The organism is Peribacillus sp. AS_2 (assembly GCF_026891895.1).
GTDB lineage: Bacteria > Bacillota > Bacilli > Bacillales > DSM-1321 > Peribacillus > Peribacillus frigoritolerans.
On sequence record NZ_JAPTGA010000003.1, the window covers coordinates 216,110 to 231,195 of the forward strand.

Below are 15,086 nucleotides of genomic sequence, written 5' to 3' on the forward strand. Positions count from 1 at the left end.
AATTTACCAAAAAAATAGTGAAGATTTTTACTCCCTTCCTTTTTTCTTATTTCTATTAAGATAATAAACGACTGAGATTACGAGAATCAACAGTATCAAAAAAATCCTTATATCGTCCGATGCCTTCAATACCTGTGTTACCGAATATGCCTCGACAAGGAGTGCGGGCAGTTTTCCGATGGATGTCGCGAGGAAGAAAATCATCATTCCCGTCTTGCTTAATGCTGCTGTAAGGTTGATTGCGCCGGATGGTATAAAAGGAAGGAGCCTAAGCATCAGTATCATCCAAAATGCATGAAACCCTTGTGACTTTTGCAGCTTCTTGACCCACCGGTTCTTCATGAACTTGGGTTTGAGTGTTTGAAAGCCTTTACGATATAACCAAAAGCTGACCACTGCACCGGCAATTTCCCCTATGTAAGAAAGGATCAATCCCTTTTCAAATCCAAATACGCTGATATTGGCGGCCGTGATGAATACACTTGGAATAAAACCAAGCACGCTGATCAATATATTGAATACTAAACTTACAGAAATGGAGAAAGGGCCGCTGGATAGTAATGCCTCTGAAATGAAATTCATATCAAACCACAGTACTCCATTTATACCCGATGCCCCAGACCGTTTTCAAATGTTGATCTGCTGGAAAACCGGCATGACGCAATTTCTCTCTAATATTTCGAATATGGGAATCGATTGTCCGATCTTCGGTATCCGTTTTAAATCCCCATATGGTCGAAAGCAGGTGGTCTCTGGAATACACTTGATCTGGGGATTTTAAAAACAAGCACAGCAGTGAGAACTCTTTCGGTGTAAATGGAATTGTTTTGGTATCATAATGTGCTTCATAAGCGGATTCATTTAATTTTAGCCCCCTAAAGGTCAAAGAATCATCCTGAGTATGCACCCGCCGCGTCACTGCTTCGATTCTGGCAAGTAAAACATCTTCATGAAAGGGTTTCGTAATATAATCATCTGCACCCTTTTTCAACCCTTTCACCATATCTTGTGCAGCATCCCGCGCGGTGAGCATGATTATGGGAATGCTGGAGAACGCACGGATCCTTTCGCACGTTTCCCACCCATCCATCTCAGGCATCATTACATCAAGAAGTACTATGTCCGCATGTTCATGCGCTAAGAACTGTAAGGCTTCATGTCCAGATTTCATCTTCAGGCATGTATATCCGTGAGGTTTAATGTATAGCTCTAATAGATCAAGCATTCTCTGTTCATCATCAACCAGAACTACTGTCTTCATTTGTTATCTCCTTAAATGTGATAGTGAAGCACGTTCCTTGCTCCATGTTGCTTTTAACCGAAATGAATCCACCTTGTACCTCCACTAATTGCTTGACGATGGATAGCCCCAATCCGAATCCGCCGGTATCTCTGGCGCGTGATTTCTCGACACGATATAAACGATCAAAGATATGGGGGACATCTTCAGGTGGAATGCCAACCCCTTGGTCGATTATGGAGATGGAAATCCAGCCATTGCATTCGGTGGCATTGATGGTGGTGATTGTATATTCGTTCGAGTACTTCAGCGCATTATCCAACAGGTTAAGAATGACTTGCTCAAACCGTGAGGGATCTATAGCTATAAATAAATCATCCTTGCATTCCAGATTCAATTGAATTCTTTCATTTGCAAAAGCCGGTAACACTTTTTCATGAATGTTTTGCAGGAATGAAGAGAGCTGGACGATTTCTTTTGATATGGTGAATGTATTTACATCCATTCTAGCCATATTGAATAGTTCGTCCAATAATTTGTTTAATCGTTCGGATTCATCATGGATGATCTCTAAGTATCTTGTTCGTTCGGATGCATCCAAATCCTTCCGGCGGGTTATATCAGCGTATCCCTTGATATAAGTTAGCGGCGTGCGCAGTTCATGGGAGATACTTGCCAAAAATTCATTGCGTTCCTTCTTTAAATAGTTCAATTCATTAGCCAAGCTTTGAATGGATTGAGCAAGCTCCCCGAGTTCATCATGAGATCGTACCGGCACAGCCACTGAAAAATTCCCTTTGCTGAGTTTGGTTGTCGCTTCCTTCATCGAAATAAGCGGTCTAGTCAAAGCTTTTGATAGAAAATAGATGGTGATAAGCATGAATAAAAGGAGCAATGCAGTCGCAAAAAGGAAATGCCTATTAAGTTGTGCGATTAAATCCTCAACATCTCTAGTATCTTTGAACATATAAACATAGCCTTTTTTTTCTTTATCACTGATAAATGGAGTGACGGTGGCTATATATCTTTCATCCTTCCAACTTGATTGGAGGATCATACCTTTTCGGGGTACTTGGGAGATGTTTTTTGCCAAGATTTTGTTCATTCCCCCATTTACCTTTGCGGAAGATATCAGAATATCTCCTCTTGTATTAGTAATCACGACATCTGTATCGGTATGGTATTCCATTAAGCCGATATGCTTAAGGGTAGAGTCGGAATACGTGATTTCCAACACATCACGATGACTATTGCCACGGGCCTTCAGTGATTCCAATTCTTGATTGATACGGGAATGGATCACTTTATTATGCAAGTAAATCATGGAGACGGTTTCCATCAAAAAAATGCAAATAAATATAGATAGTCCGAGTTTAAAGGAGATTTTCAGGATTATTCACCTTCTTTATGAATAAAGTCAGTTTAGCGAAAAAGTATGAAGAAAGTATGCAGATTTTTTCAATTTCTTCGCATCTATTAAACAACGATAATCCGAATGATGACTTGTTGCAAGAGAGGCAATAGGTTAATGGGCCAAAACTGTCATTTTTTTAAGTCCTGTGTAGGGGGGAATCAGGTAGTATTTAGCAACTCCTCTCAAAACATAAACGTAGGATTGCTATGCGGCAACCGTGGAAAAACATAATTTTCACGCGAAACCATTAAACATAACACTTTTCGAAGTTGTTACTAATTATTCATATAACTTATTTTAAGTACACCTCTAAGCTTGAAATGGACCGTTTCTTTATTTAGTTTATACAAAATGTTTTGTATTAAGGAAACATTTTGTCGTGAATGAATACTATGTAAAAAAGGAGCTGATCCATATGAATTGTACAAACCGTACGCAGAAAAAAATAATGGCATATTCCGCATTATTCAAAAAAATGGGCATTCTCAATGAAGAGGAATACAAAAATATCGCAAAGACCTTTCAATCAAAGGGTTGAGGAAGTGTCCCTTGGTTATTCATAAACTTTTATCATGCAGTATACGGTCTGTAAAACCCCCGCCTTTCAATCTTAGAAAAGGAGGGGGACTGCAGACTATTAGAATATCAAGGAAGTGTGGGCGATGTTGTCAATTTGTCCGGTTCTAAGTCTATCGATCTTTTTGGCGGCTGCACCCAGCTGGTTGAATTGATGCACCTTAAGTTTGAAAATTACATAAACGATGGACATTTCTTGGCAAGAAGGAGGGAGTTCATTGAAAAGGGATACGAAAAAATTTCTTGCGTTGTTATGCGATGTGAAAAGGAAGATTGTTGTGATCCGATGGTGTTCTCTGCGATAATGGAGTAAAGAAATTGAAAAGGAGTTACGTAAGATGGCGGAGGACTTTAAGATTCCCAGCTTGAAAGTTGATGAGATCGATAAGAAAATCATATCGGTTTTACATGAAGATGCACGAATTTCATATACCGAATTAGCGAAGAAAGTGGAGCTTTCCAGAGTTGCGGTTCAGATGAGAATTAATCATCTAGTTGAAAACGGTGTGATCGAGAGGTTCACTGCGGTCATAAATCCAGCTAAGGTCGGCATCCATGTTTCGGCATTCTTTAACGTGGAGGTTGAGCCAAAATATCTGGAATCGGTCGCGCAGCAATTAGAAAGTGAACCGGCTGTTACGAGTTTATATCATATGACCGGTCCGAGTAAACTCCATATGCACGGAATCTTTACTGATAATCAAGAGATGGAACGCTTTCTTAATGAGAAACTGTATGCGGTCGTCGGTGTTGTCAGCGTTGATTGCCAAATTCTCATTAAACGTTATAAAAGCCGGATGGGCATGAAGCTTTAATAAAAAATCCCCCTAAATAGGCGGATTTTTTATTTATGTGAGCGGGATGATAAAGCCGCCATACGCAAAGGCAAAAATGATTACGAATGCAGGGTGGATCTTGAATTTACCTAAAGCCAAGAAGGCCAATCCAGCGATGAAGATTGAATGGATGTAGCCGATGGACCCGACCGCGTCCGCTGCCATATTCCAGGTGAGCAATAACATCATGATCGCGATCACGGGCTGTACAAGTAGTGACATGCCTTTTACGATAGGCGATTGCTTGTATTTTCGCAGGATTTTTAATAGATATATCAAAGCCACGGCTGAAGGGATGATCGTGCCTGCCAATGCAGCTAGAAATCCTGGCCAGCCATATACATCATATCCGACATATGCGGCTATTTTCGTGGCGATGGGTCCAGGGAGTGAATTTCCTAACGCGAGCATTTGTGAGAACTCGGTATTATCTAGCCAGCCATAACGGGTGACGATTTGATCATACATAAGCGGAATCGAAGCCGGACCTCCGCCGTAACCAAGAATATTGGCAATGAAAAACGCTAGAAAAACAGTAACTCCTATTGGGATGATAATACCCATTAAGCGGATTCCTCCTTCCTATCAGTCTTTTTATTTTTCAGTCTATCCTTTAATTTATAATGAAACGCCCCATATAAAAGAAACATCATAATGACGATACCCGGATGCAGGGAAATGACCTGCAGAAGCAAAAAGGAAATCGCAAAAAAGGTGATACCGAGCACCTTTCCTAACCCTTTTACCGCCTTTTCGCCAAACTCATAAGCCATTTGACCAAGCATGACAGCGACAACCGGCATGACAGCAGCAATCATATTACTGATCATTGCCGAATTACTTAGAACATTAATGAACGCAATCAAGAAAACCATTGCAATGCATGAAGGTAACACGTGAGCGGCCACACTTACGATGGCTCCCGGCCAGCCTTTTAATTTATAACCAAGATATGCTGCCATCTTCGTGGCAATCGGTCCAGGGAGTGTATTGGCAATCGCCAATGTGTCCCCGAATTCATCATCGTCAAGCCAGTGATAACGGGAAACTGCTTCGTGGCGGATGAGCGGGATGACAGATGGCCCGCCGCCGAATCCTAATATCCCCGTTCTCATCATTCCAATCGTCAATTCCGTATATGGATTTTTCAAAAACGAGTCCTCCTTTGTTATAAAATTCAGCATTCATTTCCAAGATTATGAATTAATGATAACAAAAATACTTTCGAAATGTACATGAAATTATGATAATAATTACGTAATGAATGTATTTTAGGGGATTTTCGATATAATGTGTTGAAATAAACAAAAGAAAGTATCTTTTTGCCTTGAGGAAGGAAGTTTGGATTACATTAGACAAACAAGCTAGTATAATGCTATTCACTCTAGTGCGATGGAGTATTGGATTCCGCCTTATTAAAGGGGGATAAGAAGGAGAAATTATAAACAAAAAAACAATTTTTCTGCAAGCCCCCTTTTTTAAACCTAAAAAAGAACCCTATGGGCAGCCTGTTTTAGAGTGACTGCTCTATAAGGTGCATTTTTTAATATATAATTCTAATAAATTTAATGTGGGTCATTCTTCCCGAATGACTAATAGCACACCGGTAAAAATTAAGATTGTACCGATCCAAAAGGACAAGCCGATTTGTTCACCTAGTATTAACCAACCTAAAAAAGTACCGACTATAGGCTGTAAAAAGAAAAATAGTCCGCCACTTGAAGCGGTAAGCATTTGCAGTCCGCGATTCCACAGTAAAAAGGCACATGCTGTTGAAATAACGCCCAAGTATAGAAGGCCGCCCCATATGGATGGATGCATGATGGCTTGAAAATCAAGCTCACCCAATCGACTAATCGTTAAAGGGGTTAAAAGGACAATTGCCACAAGCACGGCATAGGTCGTTATAACAATTTGTGAATATTGTCCTGGTACACGTTTGATTAGAACAGACATAAGGGCCCAAGTTAACGCAGCAATAAGCAGTGATACGCCTCCAAGTTGGTGAGATGAGCCAATATGGGCATTTCCCACAATGATACCGACACCGATTGTCGCTAAAATAACAGAAATTGATTTTTTAAAAGTGATCTTTTCTTTTAAAACGATACGTGCAAATATCACCATGAATGCAGGTGTTGTTGAAGTGATGATGGCTCCCATTTGCGCAGAAGAAAGTAGTGTACCAACTTCCTGGGTTACGATGGAAATTGTGTTCCCAACAAGTCCTATAATGAAAACCAAAAGCCAGTCCCGTTTGTCGATCCGCCAAGATTGTTTTGTTATTAAACCAATTGTCAGCAATGCTAAAATCGCAATTACATATCGTAATAATACTAATTCAAGCGGCGGAACAACCTCTACCACAACCTTTACCACAACATACATCCCGCCCCAAATGCTGGCAGCGAGTGATAAATATAAAGAACCTATTATCGTGTTTTTCATTTTTGTACCCTCCGTTTTAACTTAACATTTCCAGTCCTTAACGGAGATGCAGTTTTTCTGCCGTTAAGGAAGAAAAACTGCAGGTACATCATTTTCGAATAGTGGTGACCACAACATCAGCTTTCAGCTCACTTTCCAAAAATATTTATTTTCAATGATGTTAGCTAATTAAAAAGCTATTCGGAGCTGCTACCGATCATTCGTTTCAAACGTCAGTAAGTTATTACCATACTCATTTAAATATACAAGATTTTATATTAATAAAACAACAAATTATAGTATTTAACCTAGCGTACCATTAAAATTATTCGCATTATACTAAAACTTAAAACACAGGAAAAACCCCAACCTTAAAAACTGGTCGGGTTTCTTTTGGTTCATGGATTCTAGTTGGAATAGAAAGAGGGAATTTTAGGGAAGGGAATCAAATGGTACAGTAATTATGCTAATCAAATTGCCGGCAGCGGTAATGATGTAAATAATAATCTGGAAAGAAAAGGTGGATTAGGATTAATAGGCCCTTAAAGAGTTTAATCCTAATCCACCGTTAAGGTGAATTTAGTGCATGTGCTTTCCGGAAGCATCACTATCCGTTATATTTTCTTTCGATTTTCCTGAACTCATCTGATAGTTCAAATAACGTGTGTAAGACGGCTGTTTGAATATATAGATTCATATAATTATCATTGCTCTTCTTTTGAAAAGATAAATCATGTTTTTCATTGATTTTCCGAGTTATACATTCATTAATTTCGCTCCACATTTCTTTCGTTCCTTCTTTAAATTTAGTCTCCATAATCTCCCACTCCTTTTTTATTAGTTTATCCAATCTATTACATTCTTATACTTATTTTTTGGCCAAACTGGTAAATTTTTTATCTTAAAATTAATGTATTCAGTTTTTTTGGGTATCCTTCTGTTTGAGTGCACACTCGAAAAATAGGAGAGGTCATCAGCCAAAAGGAACGCTTCGCTCAGTTTTTAGACAAAAGGGTTCTATCTAAAAGTTAAAAAAGTTGATTGGAACGGATGGCTGCCCCCCGCGGAAAGCGGGTGCCTGGAGGCAACGTTTCATACCTAGCAGCAAGTAGAGTACAAATTCCATCTTCTAATCCAATTCCAGTAATTTTACGCCTTAAGGGGACAGGTTAGTTGCAAGGGTACTAGAGCAGAAGGAGATATTATTAAAAGATAAGGAATAAAATCCAATTTTCTACAAAGAATACTTCTATTAATTACAAATTAGGAGTGTGGATATGGAACAAACACTTTATGAAAAAGTTGGCGGAGAAGATGAGATAGCAAAAGTTGTGGATTATTTTTACTCCGAATTGGTCCTTAAAGATGAGACAGTTAATCATTTTTTTGAAAAAACGGATATGGAAAAGCAACGAAGTCATCAGACAAAATTTATTAGTTTTGCATTAGGCGGCCCAAAACAATATTCTGGACAATCCATGGCAAAGGCGCACCAAGGATTGAATCTGCAACCTGCCCATTTTAATGCCATTGTCAAGCATCTTAATGATGCGCTTGCTCACTTTGGGGTGAATGAAGCTGACAGAGATACAGCTTTGACTAAAGTTGCTTCACTAAAAGATGATATTTTGAATAAATGAATATCGATCCATCCCCCATCTGGGGGTTTTTTATTTGGATTTTTTTATCCTTTTGTTACATGTTTTTGACTTCCATAATAATGATTTTTATATGAAGTTGCGTTTTAAGAAATATTACAAAGATAATGCCCGTTTTTTAAAATTCAGAAAAATGGAAAATATATTATTGACTTATGTCTGTAGTATTATGTATTATGTATACATAACACATATGGGGATTTAGCCAATCATATAGATTCAAGTTGTTCGAATTGTAAAGACTTATCAAAAAGGACGGATTAATATGGCAGGAATTCATTTAAAACCAATCGAAAAGGAAAGAACAACACAAGATAAAGTTTATAATCAAATAAAAAAAGCCATTTTATTTGGTGGTATTACCAGTGATGAAATATTTACAGAAGTTCAATTAGCGGAAAGGTTAGATACTTCAAGAACTCCGGTAAGGGCAGCTATTCAAGATTTGGTGAAGGAAGGATTACTTGTTTCCATTCCGAGGAAGGGTTTAACTGTAAGAAAGATTACTCCAGAGGAACAAGATGAAATCTTTTTACTAAGAAGTGCCATTGAAGTTGAATCGGTGAAAAAACTAACAAAAGAAATTACATCACCTGAACAACTGAGGTTGCTTAAATTAATTCTGAAGCAGCAAGAAGAAGCATTGCAAAATGATGATGCTATTAGTTTTATCAGGCTAGACCATGAGTTTCATCTCTCGTTGACAAGACTGGCAAACTTCACCATAATAGAGCAAGTTTTGAACAATCTTCATAACCTTACTCAGCTAATGGGGTTAAAAGCAGTCAGTAAACTTGGGAGAATGAAAAATGTTTTAATGGAACATACCCAGATTATCCAGGCTTTAGAGGAGAAAAATCCCGAACTGGCTTCACAGGCGATTTTAAACCATTTGGAAAAAACAAAAGAAACATTGATTATTGTTGATAATTCCTGATTTTCTATCAAATGCTTGAAGGGAGGGATTGCTCCAAGTAAAAGGTAGTTTACTATATTTCTAGGGGACAAAAAATAATGGTTTTGAATAAACTTGCCTATATTTACAGCAAGGTCAAACCAATTCTCACGTTTAGAGCAAAAACCTTGGAGAAATTCTTCCGTATGCTTTTTCCTGGGTTTTTGCTTAAATAGTAAGCCATAGTGTTGAAAGATACGACTATAGTTCATTGCAAATGAAAGCGTTTACCCGTCGTTAATGTTCATAGGTGAAAATATTTAAAGGATAAACCTTAAAATTCAATATGACTTTACCGACCATAATTACATGATAGGAATTGGCAAAGCCTTTAATGTATACACAATACATAATACATCATACAAAATACAATTAAGGTTTGCCTTTTAGCTGTTAAATTGTTAAAACATGTACTTATTCAAACATATAGGAGGAATCAGGTATGGTTAGAACAGGTAAAGAATATTTACAGACATTGAAAGATGATAGGGCAATCTACATAAATGGGGAACGAGTAAAGGATGTGACGACCCACCCAGCTTTTACGGGAATTACCCATACCATTGCAGGCTTATACGACCTAGCATGGGATGAATCTCAGAATATGACATACAAAACTGAGGACGGTACGCAAGCAAATAAAATTTATATGATTCCAAGGAGTCGGGAAGAACTTAAAGAGAGAAGATTGGCGATTTCTAAATGGTCTGAAGCAACTTGTGGATTTGTCGGAAGAAGCCCTGATCACGTTGCCAGCTTTTTGGCTGCTTTTGCCAGTTCACCCGAAGTGTTTGATCGCGGAGGAGAAGGTTATGGAAAGAATGTTTTGAATTTCTATAAACATGTGCGAGATCAAGATCTATATGTAACCTACGTTATTATTCCGCCACAAATTGATCGAAGTAAAGCAGCTCATGAGCAGGAAGATAAATTTCTCCCAGTTGGAGTGTACGAGGAAAGGGAGGATGGAATTATTGTTCGAGGTTCTCAAATGCTCGGTACTGCATCAGCCGTATCCGATTACTTATTCGTAAGTTGCCTTACACCACTCAGACCTGGTGATGAAGATTATGCTTTGTCTTTTGTCCTGCCGATTCATGCAAAAGGATTAAAATTTTATGCGAGGCCTGGTTATGCTGAAAAATCACCAAGCACATTTGATTACCCATTGTCCTCCCGTTTTGATGAAAGTGATTCATTAGTTGTTTTTGACGATGTATTTATTCCTTGGCAAGATATTTTTGTTTACAAAAATATTGACATCGTGAGAGCTCAGTTCCATGAAACACCAGCTCATGTATTAGGCAATAATCAAGCGCAAATAAGATTTAGTACTAAATTAAAATTTTTGATTGGTGCTGCCCGAAAAGTTTCTGCGATGAATGGAATCGATAAAATCCCTTCAGTCCAAGAGAAGTTAGGGGAACTCGCTTCTATTGCGGCTTCTGTAGAAGGTAATCTTTTAGCTTCGGAATATAATTGTATCATCGACAAAAACGGTGTGGCACGACCAGATCCACGTTTTCTTTATGGTGTAGTCGGTCAACAGGAAACTATCTATGCTTCCACTATTAAAATTTTACGGGAGTTATGCGGTGGAGGCGTTTTACAATTACCATCCTCTTATAAAGAGCTCATCAATCCTGAAACGAAAGATGATATGTATCAATATATACGTTCTACGGGAGTTGGCGCTGAGGAGAAAATTAAACTATTTAAGTTAGTATGGGATATCATTGGTTCAGAATTCGGCGGCAGGCACCAACAGTATGAAATGTTCTATAATGGTGCACCTTTCGTCACGAAAGGCTTTTCATTTAGAAATTACGGCTATGATGAGCCGGTTCAAATGGTGGATAAATTTTTAGGAAGCTATTCACTTCCCACTCAAGTGGAAGAACTAATATAAAAAATATAAATGAAGGGGTGGTACTGAAATGAAAATAGCATCGATACAATTGGAGATTAAAGATAGTGAGTCTAAATCTGCTCGCATAGATCGTGTGGAGTCAATGATTGATGGATTAAAAGGACAAGATTTAATCGTTTTACCAGAAACGTGGGCAACGGGGTACTTTTCTTTTGATCGCTATATAGACGAATCAGAAGAATTGAATGGCGATTTTGTCCAACGTTTCTCCGCAAAGGCCAAAGAAGTTAAGTCATATATATTTGCAGGTAGTTTTATAGAAAAAAATAATGGAAAGTACTACAACACAAGTGTTCTATTTTCTCCGGATGGGACACTAATAGGAACCTATCGAAAAATGCATTTATTTCGTTATGGTTCAAAAGAAGGTCAAATATTGACGAGAGGAAATGAAACAACTGTAGTCGATACAGAATTCGGGAAAGTTGGCTTATCAACTTGTTATGATTTGCGATTTCCTGAATTGTACCGTGCAGAAGTGGATTTAGGAGCAGAGTTACTTCTTGTTACATCTGCTTGGCCGCATAGAAGACTGGAGCATTGGAAATTATTCAATTCAGTTCGGGCATTGGAAAACCAGTGTTTCTTGATTTCGAGTAATTGTGTTGGAAATACTAATGACGTCCTTTTAGCTGGTCATAGTCAAGTGGTTGACCCATGGGGGATTGTTGTGGCTGCTGGAGGAGATGAAGAAACTATTATTAAAACAGAGATTGATCCGGCCCAGGTTGCTAAAATTCGTGATGTATTCCCTAATTTGAAGCACCGGGTATTAGATAGGCAGGAGGAATTCAGTTGATAAATATTAATGTTTGTGGAAGAAATATTGTTGCAGACCCTAAACGATTACTTATTGCCGGCTATACGGGAAAAGACCAGGAATCTGTAAAAAAACATATTGATGAATTGAAGGAGATCGGCGTTCCGGCTCCTCCACAAGTTCCGATGATTTACGATCTTTCAACAAATCTCATTACGACAAATAACTCAATTTCAGTTATCCAAGAAAGCAGCAGCGGAGAAGCAGAAGTGGTCATCATGAAAATTGAAGGGAAATGGTATTTAGGACTAGGCAGTGACCACACGGACCGCGGGCTTGAAAAAGTGTCTATTCAGAAATCCAAACAAGTATGCAGCAAACCTATTTCAACACAATTTTGGGCCTTGGATGACGTAAAAGATCGATGGGATGACATTGAAATGAGAAGCTGGATGATCGTCGATGGGGTGAAAAACGAGTACCAAGCAGGCAAGCTAGGAGAATTCTTGCATCCTGAAGAATTGCTCAAAATTATCGAAGAACGTGGCTATGATAGTGAGGATATGATTGTGTTTTGCGGAACATTACCGATTATAAATGGCGAATTCATTTATGGGGAAGCATTTTCAGCAGAATTATATGATCGTTTAACAGATAACAAAATTCAATTGAATTATCAGGTTCATATTTTAGTGGATGCGGAGGTAGTTTGAAATGGAAAAATCAAAAATGAAAATTGATAGAAAACCAGAGTTGGAATTTGTTGAGTATAAAACCTTTGAGGCCGTTCCTTCAAAAACTGTAGAAGGTGCATCTCAACGAATTATTGCGCAGATTCCAGATACTAATGTAGCAACTCGTATCCTTGAACTGGAAGCAGGTACTGATACATCGCCTGATGGCGTGCAAGTCCATGACTTTTGGGAAGAATTATATATTATTGAAGGATCCTTGATCGATTTACGTCTAAATGAGGAATTTACAGCAGGAATGGTTGCATGCCGTCCTCCAGGGATGGAGCATGGTCCATGGAAATCACCTAATGGCTGCAGGATTTTCGAAGTTCGCTATTATGCAGATCAGAAAAAAGAAGAACATGAATTTGTCGATCATACCACTTTTGAAGCGCAGCCTTTTAGTAAAGTTAAGAGCCTTTCTGAAAGAATCATTGCTTCTGACCCTACTACAGGGGTTGCTACAAGAATTCTTCATAATGGTCCAGGGACAGATACATCTCCTAATGGCGTGCAAGTCCATGATTTTTGGGAAGAATTATATATTATTGAAGGATCTTTAATCGATTTGCGTTTAAATGAGGAATTTACAGCAGGAATGGTTGCTTGCCGCCCTCCCGGTATGGAACATGGACCGTGGAAATCTCCAGATGGCTGTAAGATTTTCGAGGTCCGCTATTACTCCACGGAAAAATAAAGAGGCATGTACCGGGAATCTGCATTCCTATAGCAATATGGCAATCCATCAAATGGCTTCTCGTGACATCAAATAACGAGGAGCCTTTTATCTCTGATATATTCTTCCACAGGGATCAAGTGCTGAATGCTCAAATTGATAATTGGGTATCACAGGAAGCAGGTATGTGAATGTTCCGTGTGATGGGTTATGTATACACAATTCATTATACAGAAACCTTTAATCGTTAAAAAATGAGTGCACATTCAAGATTATTGGAAAGTTGTTGATTCAGCATGAATGGGTAGTACCCGTCCACCGGGCACGAAACTTGGTCCTTGGTTAGCAAACGGATACAAGGTTTTTGAAGTCCAGTATTCCATTAAATAAAATCGACAACACCATTTTTTCCCCTTTGACAAAATTTTATTAACTTAATGACGGAGAAGGTGAAGCAAGTTGGAAGTTTACCATTTAACACATCCACTAAAGGGATCCCTATATCCAAGGGAGCCTCATGTAATGGCATTAGGTTTTTTTGACGGTGTTCATTTAGGTCATCAATCTCTGTTAATGCAAACCAAGAAAATAGCTGAAAAGAACAATCTTAAATTCACGGCGATGACCTTCGATCCACATCCAAATGAAGTAATCAAATTGGAGAAAGATTGGAGATATATAACTCCCCTGGCTTTAAAGATTGAAAGAATGGCTGCCATTGGAGTGGATAAACTTTTTGTCATAAAGTTTAATTTATCATTTGCTTCCCTTTTGCCATCTGATTTTATTAAACAATATGTTTTAGGTCTTCAAGCTAAACACTTAGTTGTGGGCTTTGACTTTACCTTTGGTAAAAAAGCTCAGGGGACTGCTGATTATTTGCAAAAAATGAGCATAAATAATCCTTTTGATGTAACCGTGATTTCAAAACAGGTACATAATGGCGAAAAAATAAGTTCAACCATAATCAGGAAAATAGTAAGGGCCGGAGATGTCCACCTTGTTCCTTACTATATGGGACATCATTTTGAAGTTAAAGGGGTCGTTTATGGTTCAAATAGACAGAAACACGATAAAAAGAAAAATATGGAGTTCCATACCGAAAATAAGTATATCCTGCCAGCACCAGGTGTATATCATGTAGAAATCAAAACCTGGAACAAAACTTGTCAGGGGTTATTTATAAGATATGGGTCCAGCAGGAAAAATGATGAAATTAGCGGTCAAGTTATAGAAATGCTGAAGGGAGGTGTTGCGGAAGAAGTGACGGTTAAATTTTTAAAACAGATACCTTTTGAGTCAAAGTCTCAGTGCAGTACAAATTTTAAGGAGGTTATAAAATGATGGATGATAGAAATTTTAGAAATGCGATGGGGAAATTTGCTACAGGAGTAACAGTGATCACGACACTTTTAGAAAATGAAGCACACGGTATGACGGCGAATGCATTTATGTCAGTTTCCCTTAACCCAAGGTTGGTTATCATATCCATAGGCGAAAATGCTAAAATGCTAGATAAAATTAATGAATCTGGAAAATTTGCTGTAAATATATTGTCAGATGCCCAAAAAGAGTTATCCATGCATTTTGCAGGGCAGATTAAAGATAATCGCCAGATTGAATTTGGCTGGATAAATGAACTTCCAGTAATAAAAAATGCTTTAGCAAACATCGTCTGTAAGGTCCATAGTAAACAAATAGCTGGGGACCATACACTCTTTATTGGGGAAGTAACTGATCTCGACATTAGCGAAGGGGCACCACTAACCTTCTATGAAGGGAAATACGGCAAAATACTCAGCTAAACTTATGGCAGGATTATTGTTTAAGTTTAATAGTTAAAGTTGTGTGAGCTTTCTAAAAAGGGCTTTTGTTGTGGT

At 38.3% G+C, this 15,086-nt stretch carries 16 protein-coding genes; 9 read left to right on the top strand and 7 right to left on the bottom strand.

The features are described 5' to 3' along the window. Positions 1 to 27 precede the first annotated feature (27 nt). Genes OTG27_RS06555 through OTG27_RS06565 form a run of 3 tightly spaced genes read right to left on the bottom strand, consistent with a single transcriptional unit; the run spans position 28 to position 2,564 of the window. Positions 28 to 582 (bottom strand): TVP38/TMEM64 family protein, encoded by a 555-nt coding sequence (locus OTG27_RS06555; protein ID WP_268936550.1) that lies wholly within the window; start codon positions 580 to 582, stop codon positions 28 to 30. A gap of 1 nt (position 583) precedes the next feature. Next, positions 584 to 1,261, bottom strand: a complete 678-nt coding sequence (locus OTG27_RS06560; protein WP_098864997.1) for a response regulator transcription factor — start codon at positions 1,259 to 1,261, stop codon at positions 584 to 586. Then, on the bottom strand, positions 1,239 to 2,564 hold the full coding sequence (locus tag OTG27_RS06565) for a HAMP domain-containing sensor histidine kinase (RefSeq protein ID WP_268936551.1): 1,326 nt from the start codon (positions 2,562 to 2,564) through the stop codon (positions 1,239 to 1,241). The genes OTG27_RS06560 and OTG27_RS06565 overlap by 23 nt, the downstream gene beginning before the upstream one ends. Positions 2,565 to 3,568: 1,004 nt before the next feature. Between OTG27_RS06565 and chrS the strand changes: the two genes are divergently transcribed. Further along, positions 3,569 to 4,045, top strand: coding sequence for a chromate efflux transcriptional regulator ChrS (gene chrS, locus OTG27_RS06570; protein ID WP_063577209.1), 477 nt, complete (start codon positions 3,569 to 3,571; stop codon positions 4,043 to 4,045). A gap of 33 nt (positions 4,046 to 4,078) precedes the next feature. Here chrS and chrA read toward each other — a convergent pair whose 3' ends face one another. From chrA to OTG27_RS06590, 4 genes are all read right to left on the bottom strand, one after another. Continuing rightward, entirely contained in the window at positions 4,079 to 4,630 is a 552-nt protein-coding gene (chrA, locus tag OTG27_RS06575) for a chromate efflux transporter ChrA (protein ID WP_057275678.1), read from the bottom strand. Next, positions 4,630 to 5,217 (bottom strand): chromate efflux transporter ChrB, encoded by a 588-nt coding sequence (gene chrB / locus OTG27_RS06580; RefSeq protein WP_034315014.1) that lies wholly within the window; start codon positions 5,215 to 5,217, stop codon positions 4,630 to 4,632. Before chrB ends, chrA begins: the two co-directional genes overlap by 1 nt. 424 nt (positions 5,218 to 5,641) lie before the next feature. Beyond that, the gene (locus tag OTG27_RS06585) at positions 5,642 to 6,514 is read right to left on the bottom strand and encodes a DMT family transporter (protein ID WP_268936552.1); all 873 of its coding nucleotides are present in this window, start codon (positions 6,512 to 6,514) and stop codon (positions 5,642 to 5,644) included. Positions 6,515 to 7,100: 586 nt separating this feature from the next. Continuing rightward, the gene (locus OTG27_RS06590; RefSeq protein ID WP_057275681.1) at positions 7,101 to 7,310 is read right to left on the bottom strand and encodes a hypothetical protein; all 210 of its coding nucleotides are present in this window, start codon (positions 7,308 to 7,310) and stop codon (positions 7,101 to 7,103) included. 460 nt (positions 7,311 to 7,770) lie between these two features. On the opposite strand from OTG27_RS06590, the gene OTG27_RS06595 reads away from it, so the two are divergent. The 8 genes from OTG27_RS06595 to OTG27_RS06630 all read left to right on the top strand — a co-directional run bounded on the left by OTG27_RS06595 (position 7,771) and on the right by OTG27_RS06630 (position 15,011). After that, positions 7,771 to 8,133, top strand: a complete 363-nt coding sequence (locus OTG27_RS06595) for a group I truncated hemoglobin (RefSeq protein ID WP_268936554.1) — start codon at positions 7,771 to 7,773, stop codon at positions 8,131 to 8,133. A gap of 283 nt (positions 8,134 to 8,416) precedes the next feature. Then, entirely contained in the window at positions 8,417 to 9,088 is a 672-nt protein-coding gene (locus OTG27_RS06600; RefSeq protein WP_057275683.1) for a GntR family transcriptional regulator, read from the top strand. Positions 9,089 to 9,548: 460 nt separating this feature from the next. After that, on the top strand, positions 9,549 to 11,015 hold the full coding sequence (locus OTG27_RS06605; protein ID WP_268936556.1) for a 4-hydroxyphenylacetate 3-hydroxylase family protein: 1,467 nt from the start codon (positions 9,549 to 9,551) through the stop codon (positions 11,013 to 11,015). Between the two features lie 28 nt (positions 11,016 to 11,043). Continuing rightward, the gene (locus OTG27_RS06610) at positions 11,044 to 11,835 is read left to right on the top strand and encodes a carbon-nitrogen family hydrolase (RefSeq protein ID WP_053533966.1); all 792 of its coding nucleotides are present in this window, start codon (positions 11,044 to 11,046) and stop codon (positions 11,833 to 11,835) included. Further along, positions 11,832 to 12,509 carry a DUF2848 family protein gene (locus tag OTG27_RS06615; protein ID WP_194719360.1) on the top strand — a complete coding sequence of 226 codons (678 nt, stop codon included), beginning with the start codon at positions 11,832 to 11,834 and terminating at the stop codon, positions 12,507 to 12,509. Before OTG27_RS06610 ends, OTG27_RS06615 begins: the two co-directional genes overlap by 4 nt. Before the next feature lies 1 nt (position 12,510). Next, positions 12,511 to 13,227 carry a cupin domain-containing protein gene (locus OTG27_RS06620; protein ID WP_191929009.1) on the top strand — a complete coding sequence of 239 codons (717 nt, stop codon included), beginning with the start codon at positions 12,511 to 12,513 and terminating at the stop codon, positions 13,225 to 13,227. A gap of 501 nt (positions 13,228 to 13,728) precedes the next feature. Then, the gene (locus OTG27_RS06625) at positions 13,729 to 14,550 is read left to right on the top strand and encodes an FAD synthetase family protein (RefSeq protein ID WP_268936557.1); all 822 of its coding nucleotides are present in this window, start codon (positions 13,729 to 13,731) and stop codon (positions 14,548 to 14,550) included. Further along, positions 14,550 to 15,011: a flavin reductase family protein gene (locus OTG27_RS06630; RefSeq protein ID WP_268936670.1), complete on the top strand. Its 462-nt coding sequence runs from the start codon at positions 14,550 to 14,552 to the stop codon at positions 15,009 to 15,011. Before OTG27_RS06625 ends, OTG27_RS06630 begins: the two co-directional genes overlap by 1 nt. Positions 15,012 to 15,086: the final 75 nt, after the last annotated feature.